Origin of the sequence: Marinobacter sp. SS21 (assembly GCF_028369065.1) — a bacterium.
Taxonomy (GTDB): domain Bacteria; phylum Pseudomonadota; class Gammaproteobacteria; order Pseudomonadales; family Oleiphilaceae; genus Marinobacter.
Genome location: NZ_JAQNDA010000008.1, coordinates 200337 through 217039, shown reverse-complemented (window position 1 = coordinate 217039; position 16703 = coordinate 200337). Strand labels below are relative to the sequence as shown.

The window sequence follows — 16703 nt, the reverse complement described above, 5'->3', positions numbered from 1 at the left end:
AAACGACTTCAGGAAATTGACTGAACGTGAACACCCGGAGTACAAACTCCGGTGGGTGATGCGTTAAGAAACGAGGTGTTCACGTTCAACCAGAATGGGTGTTCACGTTCGCCGGAATACGCATTCAATTTCTTCACAGCTTCAACATACCGGTTTTAGGCGTACAGCAAACCGTTCACTTGGTTGAAGTTGGGCTTCTATTGGTATTACGACTAATGGGGGAAGCAGGATGATTAGATCCACATCGAAAAACGTGTACTTCTAGTTTCGAACGTCTAGTAGGCCGACTTTTTCGCTATTCAAAACACCTTTTTGACGAGCCGATAGAGCAGTTACTAAACTGAGAATGTTAGCCAGTTCGATAGTGGTGGGCGATGTTCAATCAGCCAACATCTGTCCATTCCATGACCTGTTGAGGTACCCGCTATGCACCTTAGGTTGACGCTGCGCTCGCTCATTAAGAAGCTGCGGCCCTGTATCGGCTTGAGCCGTCCCTTCTGGCTTATCAGCCTCCTGCTGTTACCCTCTACTGGCTGGAACCAGGATCTTCGAGCTGGCATAGGCTTTTTGGAAACGTATACAGGTTCCAACGTTGAGGATGGCTATATTGATTTGGTGAAAGCCATCGATGAGGTCTACACAAAAGGCTCGATCACCATAATGCACTTTCCACTCGCGCGATCCTTGTGGAACCTCACTAACCGCAATGCTGACTTCCACCTCCCAATGCCGCGAATTCCCGGAGCCACTAAGTGGGTAGAGCCGTTCCGCCTGATGAGCACGACAATAGGTGAAGCCTGCGTCGTTTTATATTCCCATCGCGACACCAAGCTAACCCGGGATGAGCTTTATCGCTACCCTCTAGACGAACACTATCCCTATCGACTCATTACAGTACGAGGCGCGGCCCAATTCGGGGTTTTGCCTATGACGGAGGTGAACGACAGCAAGCAAGCATTGAAACAGATTGCCGCAAAACGGGTCGACGGATTTTTGATGGTCCAGGAGGAAGCTGATCATGCGCTTCGCGAGCTCGACCTTCAGGACGTGCACCGGGAACTCCACGCATGCTTCGAAGAAGTCATGGTAGTGCCCAGGGGTGAGATGGGAGAACGGACCGAGGCTATTCTTGAGCAAGCCCTGTTAACACTTGAGCAACAGGGCCGGCTGCAACAGCTCTACCGTAATATCCGTTTACCCTTTCAGGATTGGCAAACGTACGAGGCTCCCAGCGACTAACTCCCCATCCCTCCCTTATAAGCATTCCCCCTGCTCCAAACTCATTCCGAAGAGGCTAGATCGTGGATTGGCCGCCTGTTTGGCAACCATCATATCGACCCTTTCGTCATCGTGACGCTTTGATCACTTTGTAGGAGGATTAGTCCCGCTCAGCTCCTAACCTTATTGCCAACAAATCGCTGAGCGAGAAGACAACAAAAATACCGACCTGGCAGGGTTTGGCGCCCCGCACATGGCATCTGAGGTTCACTATGAGCAAACCGTCTTATCCCCTTACGTCGAATATCACAACCACTCAATCGAGCCACTTTTCCAGCGTGACATAGAGCCTGCCGGCATCAATGGGCTTGGTGAGAAAATCATCCATACCAGCGGCCAGGCACTTCGCCTGATCGTCTTTAAACGCGCTCGCAGTGAGGGCGACAATGGGCTGTCGATTCCCGGCTTGCTCCAGCGATCGTATGGCCTTACAGGCTTCAAAACCATCCATCACCGGCATCTGGCAATCCAGAATGATGAGATCGTACCGTTCGGATCGAGCAGCTTCCAGTGCTTGCCTGCCATCCTCGACGATACGCACCGAAAGCCCAAAACGCTCCAGCATCTTGCGCACGATGATCTGATTGATGTTATTGTCTTCCGCCACCAGAACACAACCGGACAGCGGTTTCGGGGGCTCAATCAGCGACAATGAGGTGCGTGGAATTGCCTCCCTAGATTCTGATAACGCCTTCTCTTCGGCCAGCGCTGTCTCGGCCATGCTAAACGGAATCTCAACCCAGAAGGTCGAGCCCACGTTTAAGGCGGAGTTAACGCCGATATCCCCCCCCATCAACTCGGTCAGCTGCCTGGAAATTGCCAAGCCAAGCCCTGACCCGCCGAATTCTCGGGCGATGGACTCCCTGGTCTGGGAATACACCGAGAACAACCGCGCCTGATCGGCCTCTGACATGCCGGGCCCGGTATCAATGACGTCTATCCGGACCCTGATGTCTTTATCTTTCTGAGTGACTTTTCGGCACTTGATGGTGATGAGCCCACTGGAGGTAAACTTGACGGCGTTGGAGGCCAGGTTAAGCAGGACCTGACGTAACCGCAAAGGATCGCCCATGAGCCGTATATGTTTCTCCAGTGTGCTATCGACAGTGACCGCCAACGATTTGCGCGATGCCGAATCCTGAAGCAGCGTTACCACCGACGATACCACTTGCGAGAAGTCAAACGGCACCGATTCCAGCTCCATCTTGCCCGCTTCAATTCTGGAAAGGTCCAGAATCTCATTGACCAGGTGAAGCAGGGATTCGCTCGCTACTTTCCCCATAGCCACCAACGAACGTTGCTCGTCATTCAGGCTGGTTTCCTGCAACAACCGATTCACACCGATCACACCATTAAGTGGCGTGCGGATTTCATGACTCATGCTGGCCAGGAACCCAGACTTGGCCTGACTGGCCAGAATGGCCTTGCGCTCGGCCTCATGGGATTTGGCGCGAGCCTTTTGCAGTTTCTGGATGAACGCGTCGCTGGCGTTTCGGGACACGATGCCCAAATAGGTGATCGTGCTTAACAGGATCACCTGGACAAACAGCGTCTCAAAAGAAGCGGCTTGTCGTGGTCCCGGATCAATCGCGATCTCAATGGATTTTAACAAGAACAGAACCAACACCGTCACCATAAAGGCGATCACGGACAATCTGGATGAATGCAGCAGCGCAGCCCCAGCCGGCGCCAACAGGAGGTACCAAATAAAATTTGAATCGGTGAAGCCAGTAACGGCACTGGCGGCAACCAGGGCAAGAATACTCACGATAAACGCCGCCGGAGAGGTCTGGTCGAGGCGGGCGACTTCTTTACCGGTGATGGCCCAAAGCGCGAGCAGCAATATGATCGCCCCCCAGACACCAAATATCAGGACAACGGCCCGATTCTCGAACACCGTGGTGTAGAGCAGGACATTTATGAATATAAAGCCCAGCACCGCAGTAATGCGGTAACGAAATCGTCGATAAGCATCGGCGTGCGCCTCGGGCTCATTAAACTCAGGCGGTGGGACTGGTTGGTCTGACATATCGCTTTATCAAAGTCCCCTGGTGGACATGACCTTGACCCACGTTATCGCCAACCAGCACTTGAAACCTTCGGCTGCAAGGGAGCGGCGTGTGTCGAGAAACGCTTCCCATATCGGACTGGATGGGATCGCGGCATATTGACCTGGCGATCAACTCGCGAAACATCCTTCGGGTAGTCCTAAAAAACATAGCAGGTTTCAGATCAAATCGCCCGGAGCACCTCTCAATGGCCTAGTCGGGGTAATAACCCCAAATTGCATAAGCCTTTTAGCTATTTGCCCGATTGCACCTCGTTGCCTATACCAAGAAATCAGCCCTGATCATTTTCTGATCAGACTTCGAGATGTAAAACAGCCCACATGTGGAGATCGAACATGATCCAACTCACCGTTAATGGCAAAGAGCGGCAGGTGGATGTTGTCCCGGATATGCCGCTGCTGTGGGTACTTCGGGATGAATTGGGAATCACCGGGCCGAAGTACGGCTGCGGCATTGCCCAATGCGGTGCCTGTACGGTCACCATCGACGGATTGCCGGTGCGGTCTTGCCAGGCCCGAATCGGTTTATTGGAAGGCGCTCAGGTTCAAACCATTGAGGGAATGACCACTAAACCATTTCGAGCCGTGCAGCAAGCCTGGATCGAACACCAGGTGCCGCAATGCGGCTATTGTCAGACCGGGCAGATCATGCAGGCCGCTGCACTGCTCGCAACGACGCCGAACCCGACAGACGATGACATCAACGCCGCGATGGCCGGCAATTTGTGCCGATGCGGCACCTACGCCCGCATTCGCACGGCCATCCACGCTGCTGCCACCCAATTATCGCCCACCCATTCAACGGAGAGTTGAGCGATGAGCCCTACTTACTCCCGTCGGGAATTTCTCATTGGCAGTGCCGCGCTGGCGGGCGGTGTCGCTTTCGGTAGCTACTCACTGGGCGTACTCGCGACCACGCCGGAACCCAACAACCCGCTGTTGACCGGGCTTGGCCCGGAATCGGCTACCTTCAACCCGTGGGTCAAGATAACGCCCGAGGGCATTACCCTGGTAACGCCCCACGCCGACGTTGGTCAAGGCGTAGTGGCCATACAGGCTGCCCTGATTGCCGAAGAAATGGATCTGGAACTGGCTCAGTTCGACACCGATTTTGGACCACCCAGCCCGGTTTACTACAACGGCGGGCTGGTAGAGGAATTTGCCCCATTTATGGCCACCGATCTCAGCCCCGAAGCTGAGGCCGCCCGCGCGGCGGCACTGCAGTGGCTCAAGGAACAGGGCATGCAGATGACCGGTGGTTCCAGCACCGTGCCTGACAGCTACACCAAGTTGCGGGTAGCCGGCGCGGTGGCGCGAGAGACACTGAAGGCGGCAGCCTCCAAACGAACCGGGATTCCGGTTAGTGAGTTAGGTACCAAGGCGGGAGCGGTATTGTTACCCGGTGGCGCAACCATACCCTACACCGCGCTGGCGGCAGCGGCGGCCACCCTCGCACCGATCGAAGAAGTCACCCTGCGCGATCCATCGCAATGGCGACTGCTTGGCAAGACCATGCAGCGACTCGACGTCGAGGCCAAGTGCACCGGCTCATTGCAATTCGGCATCGATCTGGTAATGGATGGCATGGTGTACGCGGCCGTGAAACTCAACCCCCACAAGGGCGCGCCGATGACCGGATTTAATGCCGGCAAGGCCGAGACTATGCCCGGAGTGCAACAGATCTTTCCCGTCACCAATGGTATTGCCGTGGTTGCGACCAACACCTGGTACGCCATGAAGGCCGCCGAGGCGGTGGAGTGTCAGTGGGCGGAAGCCGACTACCCCAGCGAGCAGGCAGACCACTGGGCGATGGTTGAAGCAACGTTTACCCCCGATCAAGCGGACAAGATCTGGCGCAAGGACGGCGATATGGAAAAAGCCCTTGCCACCGCCGAGGTGCTGGAAGCGGAATATCGGGTGCCCTACGCCGCTCACCAGCCCCTTGAACCCCTCAATGCCGTGGCCCTGGTTCGCGACGACAGCGTCGAGGTCTGGACCGGGCATCAGATTCCCCAGGGGGTTGAGCAAATGGCGGCCGCCCTAACCGGCCTCCAGCCGGAACAGGCTACCTTTTACAATCAGTATTCCGGCGGCAGTTTCGGGCATCGGCTGGAATTCGAACACGTTCGCTATGCCGTTGAAGTCGCGAATAAAATGCGGGGGACACCGGTCAAACTGACCTTTTCCCGGGAGGAAGATTTTCTGCAGGATTTCCCCCGACAAATCGGTATGGGCCGGAACCGGGGCGCCGTCAAAGATGGAAAGATAATTGCCGCAGATTTTCACATTGCCACCACGTCGGCTATTCGGTCGATGTTCGGTCGCATGGGCATGCCGTCCACAGACCCAGATTCCCAGATACCATCCGGGGTGTGGAACATGACCTACGGCATTCCGAATTTTCGCACCACAGCCTATGCGGTGACGGGGCTATCCCCGACTTCGTCCTGGCGGTCGGTGGGCGCAGTCACAGCGGGCTTTATCGGCGAAAGCTTCATTGACGAGCTGATTCATGCCGCAGGACAGGACCCTTTACAGGCCCGAATTGAACTTTGCACGGTGGACTACCACCGCAAAGTGCTCGAAGCCGTCGCCAAAATGGCTGACTGGGATGGTCCGCTGGGCAACGGTCAGGGCCGGGGGGTCGCCTTCGTGGAATCGTTCGGCGTCCCGGTGGCGGAAGTGATCGACGTCACCGCCACCGACAAAGGCATTCGGATAGACAAGGTCTGGGTTGCCGCCGACGTTGGCGGGGTACTCGACCCCATCAATTTCGAAAACCAGGTTCAGGGCGGCGTGGTCTGGGGCCTGGGGCACGCCATGAACTGCGAGCTCACCTACGCCGATGGCAGGGTACAGCAGACCAACTTCCACGTTCATGAAGGCATGCGAATTCACCAGTGTCCGCCGATCGAAGTGATGGGACTCGCCAATGGCCCCAAGATCCGTGGTATTGGTGAGCCCCCAGTGCCCCCTGCGGGACCTGCATTGGCCAACGCGATCTTTGCCGCCACCGGCCAGCGCATCCGTGAGATGCCATTCAACAAATTCATCAACTTTGTTTGATGGGGGGGCAAGATGATGAAACCCATTCGCCTGGCAATGTCATTGGCCACCTGTTCGCAGGCCACCTTTGTCCCTGCTAGCTTTGTTCCCGCTATCTTTGTTCCTGCTATCTTGGTTATTGCTACGTTTGCCCTCGTTATCCTTGCCTTCCCAACCCCTGTCTTTGGCGCAGGCAATGGCGGCCAGGAAATGCCGCCCAAGGGTAGCGTGAGCGAGGCTGACGGGCTCAAAGCCTGGCAGCGAATCGAAGCGGTGGTCACCCACCCCCGTTGTTCCAACTGCCATGTTGGCGCAGACAATATCCCGATGTGGTCAGGCCCGAGTTTTGATCGGCCCCGGCCCCATGGTATGAACGTTAACGCCGGGGTCAGCCGCATTGGCGTCGGCACCCTCCTCTGTTCGACTTGCCACATGACCTCAACCGAGCCAAATGATGTCCCCCACGCTCCACCGCATGTCGGTCTTCCCTGGCAACTCGCTCCGGTGGAATTTGCGTGGTTTGGCAAATCCGGCGCAGAGATTTGCCAGCAACTCAAAGACCCGGCGCGTAACGGTGGGCGCGACGCCCTTGGCCTGATTGAACACTTGAGGGATGACGCCTCCCATCATGGCTTCGTGTTATGGGGCTGGAACCCCGGAGGCAACCGGGAGCCAGTGCCTGGGACCCTGGAGGTCCACATCGCCGATGTGGGCCTGTGGGGGGCGGCCGGCCAGCCCTGCCCCCCGAACTAGCGAGGTCACCCGGGCCGATTCACCCTTTGAAGTAAACGAGTTGATGGGTGGTAGCCAACAAGTCGCCGTCCGCCCCCCATAGCTGGCCGACCTGGTCGAAAAAGCCCTGGTGGTACCGGCTCGCCCTGGCCTCACAATACAGGTGGCGATCTCCCTGTGCTGCCAGGCTGCTGGCATCGGCGTGGAAGTAGGTGGTCAGCGACACGGTACTCGCCGGGAGAGGCTGTTGGCGGCGGACAAAAATGCGAGGAAAAAACGAATCGCTTATTGCCAGCAGAGACCGGTAATCCAGCGGCCGGAGGGGCGCATCCCGAACCCAGACTCCGGTGGTTGCGTCGGAACGTTCACCCTCCTGACCGTCGGGGACGAAGCCACCCTTAACAACCCGAAACTCGTAATTATTCAGCCAGGACATATAGGCCCCGGTCTCCAGACGCTCTACTTCCCCGGGCGCGGGTACATCCGGCATGGTAATGTCCTCCCCTTCCCAGCTGTCTCTGCGGGAGGCCAACAGGGCCGTGGCGGTAACGGCTGTGGCGCCGTCCTGGGTGAGTTCGATGACCCAGTGCTGATTCGACCGGTTGGTACGGGCTATTCGAACGCTAATTTCATAAGGCGCGTCCGCCACCGGCCCAGTGAAGTTCACCGTGATGGAAACCGGATCACCCTGCCGATTGGGATGAGAAAGTATCGAATTCAGTACGGTGGCGGCGATGATGCCGCCAAAGGGCCCAACCATGTTGGCGTAGGCTGGTGGAAACCGGCCCAGGTACTGGTTTTCGCTTCCAGGCCGGAGCGCGGTTGCCTGGTCAAGAGCATGAATGGCGGTGTATTGCGTCATGGTATTGCCTCCGGAAGAGAATTGACTAGTAGAACTGGGATCAGGGCCACAACGTGACACGGTGGCCCATGAAAGTGGCTATCGCTGGGAGTTCAAAAACGCTTCCACTTGCCCCAGCCGATCCTGGCCGAAGAACATTTCATCGCCCACAAAGAACGTCGGCGCGCCAAACACGCCACGGGCAATCGCCTCTTCGGTGATGTGTTTGAGCCGGTCCTTGACCGCCGTGTTGTTGCAGCGATTGAGCAGCTCTTGCGGATCAAACCCGGCCGCCGCCAGTACTCGGGCCGCTACTTCAGGCTCGCCCATGTTCTCCTGGTCTACCCACATGGCGTTAAAGATTGCTGCCAGATAGTCGTGGAAGCGGGGGGTATCCAGGTAGGCAACAGCACCGCGCATCAGCAACAGGGTGTTGATGGGGAAATGAGGATTGAAATTCATCGGCACGCGGTACTGGCGGGCATGGCGCTGCATGTCCATCCGGCTGTACTTGGATTTGGCCGGTATCATGGCGGGAGACTGGTTGCCCGTTGCCTTGAACACACCGCCCAGAAGCATCGGTTTCCACACCAGCTCGGCATCCACTCGCTCAGCCAGACCGGCTACTTGGGTCCAAGCCAGATAGCTGGCAGGACTGCCCACATCAAAATAGAACTCAAGGGATCGGGTCATTTTGCTTGTCCTGCTCAAAAGGTTTCCATCCAGGGACGTAAATCCAGCTCGTGAGTCCAGCTGTCCCGTGGTTGTTGATGCAGCTGCCAGTATTGGTCTGCGATGTGGTCCGGATTAAGGATGCCGCCCTGCTCTTTCAGAGCGTAGCGATCTGGGAAGTTGTCGCGAATGAAGGCCGTGTCGATCGCGCCGTCAATCACCGCGTGAGCCACGTGGATGCCCTGCGGGCCCAGTTCCCTGGCCATGCTCTGGGCCAGGGCCCGGAGGGCAAACTTGGCGCCGGAAAACGCTGAGAAACCGGAGCCGCCCCTGAGCGACGCCGTCGCGCCAGTAAAGATGATGGTGCCCCGATTCCGCGGCAGCATCGCTTTGGCGGCTTCACGCCCAGTCAAGAAGCCCGCAAAGGCCGCCATCTCCCATACCTTGCGATACACCCGTCCGGTCGTTTCCGTGATGGGAAAGTAGACATTGGCGCCAATGTTGAAAATCACCACCGAGACTTCACCAAGCTCTGCTTCGATCCTGGCAAATAGATCCACCATCGAATCCTCATCGCGGGCGTCGCAACCAAAGCCGTGGGCCTTACCGCCCTCGGCTTCGATTTCATTCACCAGAGGCTGCAGCTCCTCCTGCCGCCGGCGAGTCGCCACAACGGTATAGCCTTCTCGCGCAAAGCGCTTGGCGATCGCGCCACCGGTCGCATCTCCAGCGCCGATGACTAGGGCAACCTGATCTTTCACCTGGCTCATAGGGCCTCCCCTTTTTTAACAGGACGGTTTTTTATCAGTACGATTTTTATCAGTACGATTGTTCATCAACACTAAACTGCCAGCTCTGTATTCATCAGCGCTTGATCAGGCAGTTATGGAAGCGTCAGTTCTTTTTTGGAACTATTAGATAGTCAGTTCCTTTCTAGAACTTGTCAAGCTAAACTGAGTGAAGGTTTTTAGAAAGGAGCGCTCGCCATGCGTTGGGAAGAACTCGATCAACAGCCCTGTTCCGTCGCCAGAACCCTCTCGGTCATCGGCGACCGCTGGACGTTGATGGTCCTGCGGGACTGTTTCCTGGGAGTGCGGAGATTTGAGGAATTTGAGCGCAGGCTAGGTATCACCCGCCACGTACTGACGGACCGACTCAAGAAGCTTGTTCAGCACGGAGTACTGGTCAAAAAACCCTATCAGGACAAGCCCCGGCGCGAGGAATATCGCCTGACGGAAAAAGGCCTGGAGCTTCATCCCGTGGTGATGGCGATTGTCCACTGGGGCGACAAACACATGGCGGACGAACGGGGAGCGCCTTTGCTTCATGTCCACAAAGGCTGTGGTCACGCCATGAGCCCAGTGACCGTCTGCTCTCATTGCGGTGACCCGATAACCGCCAGGGATATCTCGGTGCAGCCCAGCCCCAAATGGCTTGCTGACGAATCCGCGGGGGCCTCAGCAACAAGGGGTCATCTCACGAAAAGGAATAAATCGTACACTAAGCCTTGTCGTGCCAACCCAGTACAATGATTGACATGCCAAGTAGCGCGACTCCAGCCCCTGCCCAATCCAGCGTGGACAGCTTGACGCCATCCACGACTCGCAGCCATACCAGTGCGGTAGCTACATAAACACCACCATAGGCGGCATAAACACGGCCACTGGCGGCTGGATGTAACGTGAGCAGCCAAACAAACAGGGCCAGGCTCATCGCTGCCGGAATCAACAGCCATATTGGACCGTCTTTACGAAGCCACAGGTACGGCAGAAAGCAGCCCAGGATCTCAGAAAGTGCCGTTGCGATGAATAACCCAGTCGTTTTCAGAATCAAGATCAGCGACTCCACAGTTGATAAACCTTACGAAGAAATTTCTACTGCTGCTTCATCCATCACGGGCAATGGCCGGAACTTTCCTTGCTCGACCTGTTTATGCTGCCGCCAGATGTAATCTCCGGTCAAGTTGATGCGTTTCCAGCCCAGCGGCGAAAGATGCGGTAGCAGCCTCTCATCGATGTTCTTGCCCGATTCAAGTAACGCCCGAATTACCCGGTCAAGGTAAACCGTATTCCAGAGGACAATCGCGACCACCAGATTGAGGTCGCTGGCAACGTCTTCTGGCCGCAGCTGTCGGGTTCGCGAATCCCGCATTTGGCCATGGCCATTAGCCGGCGCAGCAGGACAGCTGCGTTACATCCTTGCTGAAGGTTTGCGCCGCGAGCTTCAGCCCCTCGACCATTGTCATATAGGGGAACAGCTGATCGGCGAGATCCTGCACCGTCATCCGCGCACGGATGGCGACCACAGCCGTCTGGATAAGCTCGCCGGCTTCCGGGGCGACCGCCTGCACACCAATCAGCCGGCCGGTACCGGCTTCGGCAACCAACTTGATAAAGCCGCGCATATCAAAGTTCGCCAGCGCACGGGGCACATTGTCCAGCGTCAGTGTCCGGCTGTCGGTCTCGATGCCGTCGTGATGCGCCTCAGATTCGCTATAACCGACCGTGGCCACTTGGGGATCGGTGAACACAACCGAGGGCACGGCGGTCAGATCCAGGCTGGCGTCCCCGCCGGTCATGTTGACGGCTGCGCGGGTGCCGGCCGCCGCTGCCACATAGACGAACTGCGGCTGGTCGGTACAGTCGCCGGCGGCATAGATATGGGAGCTACTGGTCCGCATTTGGCTATCAATGACGATGGCACCCTGCTCATTGACGGCAATGCCGGCGCTGTCGAGCGCCAAATTTCCTGTGTTCGGCGCCCGTCCGGTGGCGACCAGCAGCTTGTCGGCGCGGACTTCGCCTTGAGGTGTGTCGAGCACGAATTCGCCGTCTGTATAGGCAATCTGGCTGGCCTGGGTATGATCCAGCACCCGGATGCCCTCCAGGCGGAAGACGGCGGTGACCGCTTCACCGATCGCCGGATCTTCCCGGAAGAACAGGGTGCTGCGAGCCAGTAGGGTCACCCGGCTGCCGAGCCGCGCGAACGCCTGCGCCAGTTCCACCGCCACCACCGACGAGCCGATCACCGCCAGACGCTCCGGCAGGGTGTCGCTGGCCAACGCCTCGGTGGAGGTCCAGTAGGGTGTGTCCTTGAGACCGGAAATTGGCGGAATCGCCGGGCTCGCGCCGGTGGCGATCAGGCAGCGGTCAAAGTCGACCACGCGCTCGCCGCCGTCGCGCAATCGCACGCTCAAGCTGTGTTCGCTGCTGAACCGGGCTTCTCCCCGCAACACGGTGATAGCCGGAGTGTTGTCCAGGAGGCCTTCATATTTGGCGTGCCGCAGCTCCTCGACGCGCGCCTGCTGCTGGGTTAACAGCCGCTCGCGCAGAATGGCCGGGGCGCTGGCCTCAATACCGCCATCGAACGGGCTTTCCCGGCGCAGATGCGCGATATGGGCCGCCCGAATCATGATTTTGGACGGCACACAACCGACATTGACACAGGTACCGCCGATGGTGCCGCGCTCGATCAGAGTGACTGTTGCCCCCCGCTCAACGGCTTTCAGCGCCGCCGCCATCGCGGCACCGCCACTGCCGATGACGGCAATGTGCGGGCGCTCACCGCCTATGGCAGAGGCCGTTATCCCGTCGGTGCTCGACTCCCCATCGGTATCGAAGGTCGCCTGATACCCCAACGCGTCAATCGCTGCCAGTATTCTCTCCGGGGCCGTGCTATCGGTCACCATCACCTCCGCCTTGCCGTCGGGATAGGACACCGTCGCTTCGCTGACGCCCGGAATGCCGGACAGGGCTTCCTGTACATGCAACGCACAGGAGTTGCAAGTCATCCCGTCCACGTTGATTCTGATCACTTGTCATCTCCCGTTCCAGATGGCGGGCAGCACGCCTCGGCTTTGCGTTTTCGCCACAGCGCATAAAGGGTCAAGCCAATGAACGCTGCGAGCGCCGGCAGCAAGACATAGTCGAGGTAACCGCTCAGGGCGGAGAGGCCGAGCATGCCAAGCAGGAGGCCCAGAATCGGTGTGAAACAGCACAGCGCCGTCACCAATGAACCCACCGCCCCGATACGCAGCAGCGCCTTCGGATTTTTCATGCTTACTTCGCTACCGAGGACGGGTAGCCGGCATTCTCGGTCGCCTGGGTCAGGGCTTCCACATTGGTCTTGGCATCGTCCAAGGTGACGATGGCGAGACGCTTGTCAAACTCGATCCTGGTCGCCTCGACGCCGTCCACTCTGGACAGCGCCGTCTTGACCGTGATCGGACAGGCGGCGCAGTACATGCCGGGCACCGATAATGTCACGGTCTGCGTTGCGGCCCAGGCCGGGGTGCCGAGTGTAGCGGCTAACGCAGCAAGAACAGCGAGCTTTTTCATAGGAGATCTCCTTTTAGTAAAACAGCGGCAACAGGTAGGGAAAGGCGAGCGCAATCAAGACCAGAGCGGCCACAAACCAGAAGATCACCTGGTAAACCCGATTGGCCTGAGGAGCGGCACAGACATCACCTGGCTTGCAGGACTGCGCAGGCCGATAAATGCGTCGCCAGGCGAAAAACAGCGCGACTAGGGCGACGCCGATGAAGATTGGGCGGTAAGGCTCCAGTATCGTCAGGTTGCCGATCCAGGCACCGGAAAAACCGAGCGCGATCAGCACCAAAGGGCCTAGGCAGCAGGTCGAGGCGAGGATGGCGGCGGCGCCGCCGGCGACTAGAGCACCGCGCCCCTTCTTCGATTCCGCCGCCTGCTTGGGCTCCGTCATCGTCATTTGTTTGAGTTGCGCCATAATGGATCTCCTTCCGCCACGCCTGTTGATATTGTAAGGTTACGTCCGTAGTCATGTACGGAGTCAAGCAGGATGGGTGGCGATCTGGAACATCTGACCATCGGTGCCTTTGCCAAAGTCGGCGGTGTCAACGTGGAGACGATCCGCTTTTATCAACGCAAGGGGCTGCTGCCATTGCCGGATCGACCCTTTGGCGGGATTCGCCGCTATGGCGACGCGGATGTTAGACGTCTGCGGTTCATCAAGTCCGCCCAGCGGTTGGGGTTCAGTCTCGATGAGGTCGCCGAGCTGCTGCGACTGGAGGATGGTACCGATTGTGATGAAGCCAGCCGCCTGGCCGAGCACAAGCTTCAGGAGGTGCGGGAAAAGTTGGCCTACTTGCAACGCTTGGAAATGGCTTTGGCTCAGCTTGTCGGAGCTTGTCACAGACGAAGGGGGAACGTTTCCTGCCCGCTGGTTGCTTCGTTGCAAAAGGGCACGGTTCCAACCGCATCAGCGTCAGGCACGCGCGCGACGGATGAGCATTAATCCTTTCGATTCAAGGGAAGAGTCGGACTTAACGCGGGTTGACAGAGCAAGGGCTGAAAAGCTTGGAACGAAGGATGTAACGGCTTTCCACCTGCACAGTCGTCTGGCGAAAGGTGTGCAGTTACACAGAGTTATTAACGAGCTCGTTGCTGTCGAAACCGAGGCGTCGCCAGCAACAAGTCCGGGATCAATAAGAACTTCTTAAACAGAGACTCATAACGAAAGCCTGACCCCAACAACCGCAAACCAATCTTCGCGGCTGCCGCCCTCGGCCTCGGCGAAGTCAGCGGTGTCCCCGTAACGGCGTTCATGGACGATGCCGATGTAAGGCGAAACGGAGCGGTCAATCAGGTCGTAGCCCAATCTCAAGCCGGCTTCGGTTGAAACCAAGCCCTTGCCTACGCCAATGTCCCGGTCTTCGCTAAAGGCCACGGTGGCATCCAGCGTGGCCGCGAGAATCCAGTAGTTGCTCAACAGCAGTTCGTATTCCACATCCACTTCGGCCGATGGATCGCCCTTATGACTCACATAGAGGCTTGCGTCTACTTCGAACCACTGGGGCGCCAGCCCGGCAACTCCGAGCACCCCGTAGACGCGATCTTCCCCTTCCGGAGTGTCGACCCTCACGCCCGCCTTGGCATCAAAAAAGGTCGAAATGGGGATCTGGCCCAGCAGCTGATTCTCAAGCGCTTCATAAGCCTGCTCTTCAATCGCGTATTCGCCGCTGGTCAACCAGCGTAGTTTCAGGGTGTCGGTGCCGTAGAAGGCATCCGCATCCCAAACACCCAGCTCTTCATCATCGTCGCTGTAGCGATATTCAAGCTCCTCAAACTGAACGCCCCAGGTTCGCAGAGGTTTTTTCCGTTCGGTGGTGTCTTCCATCGGCACCTGGGCCGATGCCACCACAGGCAGGACCGCGAATCCCACTAGCCACGACGCCATCAGGCACTTTTCCCACCTCATGCGTCGCCTCCTTCGTTCGCTGCATCAGTGGCTGCGTCGGCTGCCGCCTGGGCAGGCTCGGGACCACCCACAACGACCACCTTACGAAACATGCCCGCGGCGGCATGGTATGACAGGTGACAATGGAAGGCCCATTGCCCCGGCGCATCCACTTCGGTTTCCATATACATGGTGGTGCCGGGTTGCACGCTGATGGTGTGCTTGATGGGGTTCCACTGGCCAGCGCCAACATCGAGAATCGACCACATGCCGTGCAGGTGCATGGGGTGCGTCATCATGGTCTCGTTCACGAATTTAAACCGAACCCGTTCGCCGTATTGGAGTCGAATCGGATCTGCATCCTCATACTTAACGCCATTGATGCTCCAAATATAGCGCTCCATATTGCCGGTAAGCCGCAGCTCAATTTCCCGGGTGGGTTCACGCTCATCGTATAGCGGCGTCTGTGCCTTCAGGTCGGCGTAGGAAAGGAATTTGCCACCATTCGCTGCCGTCGGAATCAGTCCGCTCCCTTCTGCGTAAAACGGGTCGCTAGGGCTATTGCCGTTCCTCGGCATGCTGCTGTGATCCGTGCCCGCCATACTGGAATGATCCATGCCCGCCATGTTGGAATGATCCATACCCGCCATGCTGGAATGATCCATACCTGCCATATCAGAATGATCCATGCCCGCCATACTGGAATGATCCATGCCCGCCATGTTGGAATGATCCACGCCCGCCATGTTGGAATGATCCAATCCTGCCATATCGGAATGATCCATGCCGTGCATACCGCCCATATCGGCCATGGTCAGTCGAACGGGCTCCCGCATGTCAGGCACCTCGCCCTCCATGCCGGGTTCGGGAGCCAGGGTTGCCCGAGCATAGCCTGAACGTCCCATGGATTCGGCAAAGATCGTGTACGCAGAGGCATCCCTGGGTCGTACGATCACATCGTAGGTTTCCGCAACGCCAATCCTGAACTCATCCACCGTCACCGGCTGGACGTTGTTGCCATCGGCCTGAACCACCGTCATGCTCAGCCCCGGAATCCGCACATCAAAATAGGTCATGGCGGAGGAATTGATGAAACGCAGGCGAATCCGCTCACCGGGTTCAAACAGCCCGGTCCAGTTCTGCTCCGGACTTTTGCCATTGATCATGCCGACAAAGCCCTGGACGTCCTCCACATCGGCTTTCATCATCCGCATACCACCCCAGGCAAGACGATCCCGCAGGGTGTTTATGAAGCCATACTCGGAGATATCGGAAAAGAACTCACCGACGGTTTGCTGCTGGCGATTGTAATAATCGGGCATCATTTTCAGATTGCGCATGATGCGGTCGCCGGAGTGGGGGTGCTTGTCCGTCATTTGGACAACGTATTCCCGGTCATAGCGGTAAGGCTCCCTGCCCTTCGGCTCGATGACGATCGCGCCGAAAGCGCCATCCGGTTCCTGAAATCCGGAATGGCTGTGGAACCAGTAGGTTCCGGTTTGAACCAAGGGAAACCGGTAGGTAAAGGTCTCACCAGGCATGATGCCTGGAAAACTGATACCCGGCACTCCGTCCTGAGTGAATGGCAGAATCAGTCCATGCCAGTGAATCGAGGTCATTTCGTCCAGGTTGTTGGTGACATTAATGGTGACCTCTTCGCCTTCCTTGAATCGCAGCACCGGACCTGGAGATGCACCGTTATAGCCAATCCCTTTCTTTACAAACTCACCGGTGTCGATTTCAACCCGATCAACCGTCAAGTTGTACTCGCCAGCATTGGCGATGATCGGAAGAAGTAGCGCAACAGCGCCTGCCACTAGACTGGTTCTCATTAAATGTTCACCTCTGTATCAA

General features: G+C 57.6%; 17 protein-coding genes and 1 pseudogene. 6 read left to right on the top strand and 12 right to left on the bottom strand.

Annotation, left to right across the window (positions count from 1 at the left end; all coding sequences use genetic code 11):
* Positions 1-426 precede the first annotated feature (426 nt).
* Positions 427-1239, top strand: a complete 813-nt coding sequence (locus N6L25_RS12790; RefSeq protein WP_271980931.1) for a hypothetical protein — start codon at positions 427-429, stop codon at positions 1237-1239.
* Between the two features lie 295 nt (positions 1240-1534).
* On the opposite strand, the gene N6L25_RS12785 is transcribed toward N6L25_RS12790, so the two are convergent.
* Entirely contained in the window at positions 1535-3307 is a 1773-nt protein-coding gene (locus N6L25_RS12785; protein WP_271980929.1) for a response regulator, read from the bottom strand.
* A 375-nt stretch (positions 3308-3682) separates the two neighbouring features.
* Between N6L25_RS12785 and N6L25_RS12780 the strand changes: the two genes are divergently transcribed.
* From N6L25_RS12780 to N6L25_RS12770, 3 genes are read left to right on the top strand one after another with little or no spacing between them, the layout of a single operon-like run.
* A complete protein-coding gene (locus N6L25_RS12780) occupies positions 3683-4159 on the top strand; it encodes a (2Fe-2S)-binding protein (protein WP_271980927.1) in 477 nt (158 codons plus the stop codon).
* A 3-nt stretch (positions 4160-4162) separates the two neighbouring features.
* A complete protein-coding gene (locus N6L25_RS12775; protein WP_271980925.1) occupies positions 4163-6412 on the top strand; it encodes a xanthine dehydrogenase family protein molybdopterin-binding subunit in 2250 nt (749 codons plus the stop codon).
* Between the two features lie 12 nt (positions 6413-6424).
* Positions 6425-7144, top strand: coding sequence for a hypothetical protein (locus tag N6L25_RS12770; RefSeq protein WP_271980923.1), 720 nt, complete (start codon positions 6425-6427; stop codon positions 7142-7144).
* A 19-nt stretch (positions 7145-7163) separates the two neighbouring features.
* Here the strand turns inward: N6L25_RS12770 and N6L25_RS12765 are convergent, their stop codons facing one another.
* From N6L25_RS12765 to N6L25_RS12755, 3 genes are all read right to left on the bottom strand, one after another.
* Complete coding sequence (locus N6L25_RS12765; RefSeq protein ID WP_271980921.1) at positions 7164-7985, bottom strand: acyl-CoA thioesterase; 822 nt, start codon at positions 7983-7985, stop codon at positions 7164-7166.
* A gap of 78 nt (positions 7986-8063) precedes the next feature.
* Positions 8064-8657, bottom strand: coding sequence for a 2-hydroxychromene-2-carboxylate isomerase (locus N6L25_RS12760; protein WP_271980919.1), 594 nt, complete (start codon positions 8655-8657; stop codon positions 8064-8066).
* A 14-nt stretch (positions 8658-8671) separates the two neighbouring features.
* On the bottom strand, positions 8672-9406 hold the full coding sequence (locus N6L25_RS12755; protein ID WP_271980917.1) for an SDR family oxidoreductase: 735 nt from the start codon (positions 9404-9406) through the stop codon (positions 8672-8674).
* A 216-nt stretch (positions 9407-9622) separates the two neighbouring features.
* On the opposite strand from N6L25_RS12755, the gene N6L25_RS12750 reads away from it, so the two are divergent.
* Positions 9623-10168, top strand: coding sequence for a winged helix-turn-helix transcriptional regulator (locus tag N6L25_RS12750; protein ID WP_271980914.1), 546 nt, complete (start codon positions 9623-9625; stop codon positions 10166-10168).
* Here the strand turns inward: N6L25_RS12750 and N6L25_RS12745 are convergent.
* The 6 genes and pseudogenes from N6L25_RS12745 to merT all read right to left on the bottom strand — a co-directional run bounded on the left by N6L25_RS12745 (position 10137) and on the right by merT (position 13379).
* Positions 10137-10466: a YnfA family protein gene (locus N6L25_RS12745; protein WP_271980958.1), complete on the bottom strand. Its 330-nt coding sequence runs from the start codon at positions 10464-10466 to the stop codon at positions 10137-10139. The genes N6L25_RS12750 and N6L25_RS12745 overlap by 32 nt on opposite strands.
* Before the next feature lie 30 nt (positions 10467-10496).
* A pseudogene (locus N6L25_RS12740) lies at positions 10497-10802 on the bottom strand (Tn3 family transposase); the annotation flags it as partial.
* Positions 10801-12435 (bottom strand): mercury(II) reductase, encoded by a 1635-nt coding sequence (merA, locus tag N6L25_RS12735; protein ID WP_442915243.1) that lies wholly within the window; start codon positions 12433-12435, stop codon positions 10801-10803. The pseudogene N6L25_RS12740 and the gene merA, both read right to left, overlap by 2 nt.
* An 11-nt stretch (positions 12436-12446) precedes the next feature.
* Positions 12447-12692 carry a mercury resistance system transport protein MerF gene (merF, locus tag N6L25_RS12730; RefSeq protein ID WP_271980908.1) on the bottom strand — a complete coding sequence of 82 codons (246 nt, stop codon included), beginning with the start codon at positions 12690-12692 and terminating at the stop codon, positions 12447-12449.
* 2 nt (positions 12693-12694) lie between these two features.
* Positions 12695-12973, bottom strand: coding sequence for a mercury resistance system periplasmic binding protein MerP (merP, locus tag N6L25_RS12725; protein WP_271980906.1), 279 nt, complete (start codon positions 12971-12973; stop codon positions 12695-12697).
* A 13-nt stretch (positions 12974-12986) separates the two neighbouring features.
* Entirely contained in the window at positions 12987-13379 is a 393-nt protein-coding gene (gene merT / locus N6L25_RS12720) for a mercuric ion transporter MerT (RefSeq protein ID WP_442915240.1), read from the bottom strand.
* Between the two features lie 72 nt (positions 13380-13451).
* Between merT and merR the strand changes: the two genes are divergently transcribed.
* Complete coding sequence (gene merR, locus N6L25_RS12715; protein WP_271980904.1) at positions 13452-13907, top strand: Hg(II)-responsive transcriptional regulator; 456 nt, start codon at positions 13452-13454, stop codon at positions 13905-13907.
* A 213-nt stretch (positions 13908-14120) separates the two neighbouring features.
* On the opposite strand, the gene N6L25_RS12710 is transcribed toward merR, so the two are convergent.
* Both N6L25_RS12710 and N6L25_RS12705 read right to left on the bottom strand, forming a co-directional pair.
* Positions 14121-14789: a copper resistance protein B gene (locus N6L25_RS12710; protein ID WP_442915242.1), complete on the bottom strand. Its 669-nt coding sequence runs from the start codon at positions 14787-14789 to the stop codon at positions 14121-14123.
* A gap of 77 nt (positions 14790-14866) precedes the next feature.
* Complete coding sequence (locus N6L25_RS12705) at positions 14867-16681, bottom strand: copper resistance system multicopper oxidase (RefSeq protein WP_271980902.1); 1815 nt, start codon at positions 16679-16681, stop codon at positions 14867-14869.
* Positions 16682-16703: the final 22 nt, after the last annotated feature.

Excerpts from the sequence above, each read along its gene's own strand:
- N6L25_RS12790 (WP_271980931.1), top strand. The coding sequence starts at position 427 with ATGCACCTTAGGTTGACGCTGCGCTCGCTCATTAAGAAGCTGCGGCCC.
- N6L25_RS12785 (WP_271980929.1), bottom strand. The coding sequence starts at position 3,307 with ATGTCAGACCAACCAGTCCCACCGCCTGAGTTTAATGAGCCCGAGGCG.
- N6L25_RS12780 (WP_271980927.1), top strand. The coding sequence starts at position 3,683 with ATGATCCAACTCACCGTTAATGGCAAAGAGCGGCAGGTGGATGTTGTC.
- N6L25_RS12775 (WP_271980925.1), top strand. The coding sequence starts at position 4,163 with ATGAGCCCTACTTACTCCCGTCGGGAATTTCTCATTGGCAGTGCCGCG.
- N6L25_RS12770 (WP_271980923.1), top strand. The coding sequence starts at position 6,425 with ATGATGAAACCCATTCGCCTGGCAATGTCATTGGCCACCTGTTCGCAG.
- N6L25_RS12765 (WP_271980921.1), bottom strand. The coding sequence starts at position 7,985 with ATGACGCAATACACCGCCATTCATGCTCTTGACCAGGCAACCGCGCTC.
- N6L25_RS12760 (WP_271980919.1), bottom strand. The coding sequence starts at position 8,657 with ATGACCCGATCCCTTGAGTTCTATTTTGATGTGGGCAGTCCTGCCAGC.
- N6L25_RS12755 (WP_271980917.1), bottom strand. The coding sequence starts at position 9,406 with ATGAGCCAGGTGAAAGATCAGGTTGCCCTAGTCATCGGCGCTGGAGAT.
- N6L25_RS12750 (WP_271980914.1), top strand. The coding sequence starts at position 9,623 with ATGCGTTGGGAAGAACTCGATCAACAGCCCTGTTCCGTCGCCAGAACC.
- merF (WP_271980908.1), bottom strand. The coding sequence starts at position 12,692 with ATGAAAAATCCGAAGGCGCTGCTGCGTATCGGGGCGGTGGGTTCATTG.
- merP (WP_271980906.1), bottom strand. The coding sequence starts at position 12,973 with ATGAAAAAGCTCGCTGTTCTTGCTGCGTTAGCCGCTACACTCGGCACC.
- merT (WP_442915240.1), bottom strand. The coding sequence starts at position 13,379 with ATGGCGCAACTCAAACAAATGACGATGACGGAGCCCAAGCAGGCGGCG.
- merR (WP_271980904.1), top strand. The coding sequence starts at position 13,452 with ATGGGTGGCGATCTGGAACATCTGACCATCGGTGCCTTTGCCAAAGTC.
- N6L25_RS12710 (WP_442915242.1), bottom strand. The coding sequence starts at position 14,789 with ATGGAAGACACCACCGAACGGAAAAAACCTCTGCGAACCTGGGGCGTT.
- N6L25_RS12705 (WP_271980902.1), bottom strand. The coding sequence starts at position 16,681 with ATGAGAACCAGTCTAGTGGCAGGCGCTGTTGCGCTACTTCTTCCGATC.